The following is a 3,781-nucleotide window of genomic DNA, read 5'->3' on the forward strand; positions in this document are numbered from 1 at the left end:
TTTGGCCGCTCAAATTCTAGCGCGATTTCAATGTACTAAGCACAAAGTGATAGAGGGCTTAAAATCCGAGAATATAGACCTTGTGATCACAAGCCTAGAGTGTCTTACTTTAGATAATCAAGCTCCTATCGAGCCCATCATTCACTGCTTTCAATACTGGGATGACAGTGAAATAAAATTGGCCGCATTGCTTGCTATAGAGAGCAATCAACGCTCGGCAATGGCCACAGAGTTATTAGTAGAAGCGACATGCGATGGTAACGATTATTGGGAAGGCGATTGGAATGATGGTGATGACATTAGTTTGATTGCTGCTCGTATTCTAGATAACCATAAACACAAGATAAACCATAGCCAAGCTGACCGTTTGCTGACCCTACTTCAGAATGATCCCGAGCCAGATCTAAAAAGCAGACTCATATCCCTGCTGTCTTGTCACTCACCGACCCTGCTGGAAGGAAGTTACACTCCAACAAGCACGGCCGAAGTGCGTATGTTTTTAAAAAGCACTCAAGACAAAGTGATGCTATACAAAGCAACACAGCACCCAGTTCTTAGTTGCCAAAAGGTGGCATTTCAGTGTTTATCCGAGATGAATTGTCGTGAATATTTGCAGGTGTTTTTAAGTGGCCTTTCTCACTCAGAAGCATTAATCAGAAAGGTTTCAGTCGACCAATTGGCGAAATGGAATTACCAATTAGATATAAAACATCTTAATTGTGAATTGCTACTGTCAGGAATACCACTCAATACGCTCGCAGGATTACTTAGTGACAAAGACAAACTGGATTTAATTAACCAGATCCAAAATCAACAGCACTTTTCCCAGCCAACAACATCAATCATTCAGCTAATTTCAAATTTGGAAACTCAATACAGGCAACCGCAACTCAACCGGTTTTTACCAATGTTTTATCAGATCTTTTCAGAGCTAGATGAAGCAGAGCAACTTGACTGCCTAACCACCCTATTTGAAACGACCAACGAACAACTGAGTGTTGCTTTCATCCGTCAACAATTACAATCTCACACTTGCAGCAACTCGATCAAGCGGCTACTTATCGAGCATTTATCCTTAAATCAAAACGCCAGCCACCAAAACTATTTGAAAGAGCTGACTATGGGGACAACCGATATAATTGCTACAGAAGCTTTAAGCAAAAGCACACCTTCAACTGAAGTTCCTCTTACAGATACAACGTTTAATGAGCGAAGCGTTATCCCCGACGGCAAACCAATACAAGTTACCTCGACACTTGATGCCTTAAAACAAGCATCACTCTCCACTCTCACAGCAAAAAAGTCACTGAAGAAATCCGCTAAAATTGAGAACTTACAAAATCAAGCGCTAGCTATCGAATTCTGCGTAAACAAAACATGGCTGATAAACCTGTGCTCTGAAGATAAAATAGACAACTTAACCAAAACCGCATTTCACGCCTTAATTATTGCCTTATCTCGACACGATATACACTTTTCCGATGTTCAAACACAGCGCTTTAGTCTGTCAGTATTAAAGTTAGTACTAGATGAAGAGAACGAGGATACAGAAAGCATTATCAGTTGGCTTGGCGATGATTGGATACAGCAACACCGCTTGCAACTAACAGCATCACCCCGCCTCTCTGTGAAAGTTGCTTTAATACAACACACCAACGACGAGCAGCAATTATGTGAACTGTTCAAGCATCCGTATATCGGCATTCAGAACGCGACACTAAACCGACTTAGACTGAATAATGTTTATTCCGATAAAACGCTGATTCACATGGTTTTAGAAGATCCGTTACTTTATCCACAACTGGCATTGTTTGACACCAACACGGTTTACGAGGCGCTTGGAGATACACTACAAGACGCCCCATTGACCGCGCTTCAAGCCGCTCTGGCATTTCTGGAAGCAACGAGCAATAAAGCTTTATAAGGAAAGTAGACGATGAGGTGTTGGTCGTATTTAAAATGCCACCAATTACCGAGGTAACTAGGTAACTGGTGGCATTTTTCATATTTACAAATTATATTTTAAAAGCGTTAACCATTCCGTTCAGAGATTGAGCCATTCCACTCAGGTGCTCACTAGACTGGCTAGTTTGAGCGGTTCCGACTTCTGTTTGCTCGGCGACGGCAGCAATGTTTTCAACGTTACTGCTGATTTCAATCACCTGGTCAGTCTGCTCTGCCGCAGAGTGGCTGATCTCAACTGTCATTTCAGATAGGTTGTCGATTGAGCGTCGAATGTTCTCTAACTCGCTACCACAGTTAATTGCTTTCTCTATTCCCTGTCCAGTGTATGACTCACAGTCACGCATCACTTGCACAGTTGTGGAAACGCCAGCCTGTAGGTCGGTAATGATACTTTGRATACTTCCCGTCGACTCTTGTGTACGTGACGCTAATGTCCTTACTTCATCCGCAACCACCGCAAAGCCACGACCCTGTTCTCCAGCACGTGCAGCCTCAATGGCGGCATTTAACGCTAATAAATTGGTTTGCTCGGCAATTTGTTTGATCACCTCTAGGATGTCGCCAATTTTGTTCGATGAATGTTCTAAGTTCTCAGCATTCACTACAGCACTATTCACCTTCGCAGCAACTTGCTCAATGATCTCTATATTTGCATCAATACTTTGATTACCACTATTTGCAGCCTGCGTAGCCTTTTCAATTTCCAACTGAGCGACCATTGCTTTCTCTGTCACTTGTTTAGAAGTGTGAGCAAGATGCTGAACGCTTAAAGATACAGATTCTGTTTGCGCCTTTTGCTCAACAACGCCACCTTGGATTTGTGTGGTAACAGCTGACAACTCTTCCGCTTGTGACGCCAAAGAGCTGGTATTCTGGTTGATATTAGCAACCACCTCTTTGATATTTTGATTCATTTTGTTGAAGGCTGAAGCCATTACAGACAACTCATCTTTGCCTTTGCTTTTCATTTCAATCGTTAGATCTTTATCTTCAGCAATTTGGGACATTGTTCTCGTCACCTTTTGCAGTGGACGAACAATATTATTGGAGATAACACTAGAGATCATAATCAGAATGAAAAGAATCGCACCACTGTAAATCATCGAGTCAACAAGCTGAGATTCAAACGCAGCTTGCACATCAGAATAGTAAACACCGGTACCAATAATCCAAGGTAACGAGTCCGCCCTTTTCACGTATGAGATCTTTTTCTCCAACTCCTGACTACCAGGAATTGGCCAATCATAAGTGACAAATCCAGAACCTTGCTGCTTCGCAATGGTAATGAAATCACCAAAGGCTCTACGAACAAACGGTTTAGAGCTCTCAAGCATATTCTTGTCATTAAGCTGAGGTTTAATTGGATGCATTATCATGTTGCCATCCAAATGGTTAATGAAAAAATAACCATTGTCGGAATACCTAACCGCTTTGACAATTTCTTTGATCTGCTGCTGGCTTTGCTGAGCGTTATTGCCAGTTTGTGCAATGAAATCGACTTGAGCTGCAACTGTCTCAACTAGCGATTGTGCAGACTCCATTCTCTCGTTAAGGATCTCTTCTTTCAGTTGGAAAGCTGAACGAACTTCAAGCCCAACGATGAAAAGGCAAGATAGAGCGATAATGAGGCGAATTTTAGCGCCGACTCTGAGGTTATTTAGCAGTCCATTGATAATCTTCATGTAACTCTTTAACTAGAAATTTTGAATGAAAATCGCATTTTAGAGACAAGTCTTATAAATACAACCACACAAAATGTGTCGACATATAACAAAAATGAATGACGGTAAATATTATACCTATCAAAGAGTTATAC

The 3,781-nt window shown here is 41.7% G+C and carries 2 protein-coding genes; one reads left to right on the forward strand and one right to left on the reverse strand.

The annotated features are described in order from the left end of the window. The coding region (locus L4C33_RS20430; RefSeq protein ID WP_428814231.1) for a hypothetical protein at positions 1-1,924 on the forward strand (1,924 nt) is incomplete at its 5' end. Between the two features lie 91 nt (positions 1,925-2,015). On the opposite strand, the gene L4C33_RS20435 is transcribed toward L4C33_RS20430, so the two are convergent. Continuing rightward, positions 2,016-3,647, reverse strand: a complete 1,632-nt coding sequence (locus L4C33_RS20435; protein WP_428814232.1) for a methyl-accepting chemotaxis protein — start codon at positions 3,645-3,647, stop codon at positions 2,016-2,018. Positions 3,648-3,781 lie beyond the last annotated feature (134 nt).

The organism is Vibrio makurazakiensis, from assembly GCF_050337375.1.
Lineage (GTDB): Bacteria > Pseudomonadota > Gammaproteobacteria > Enterobacterales > Vibrionaceae > Vibrio > Vibrio makurazakiensis.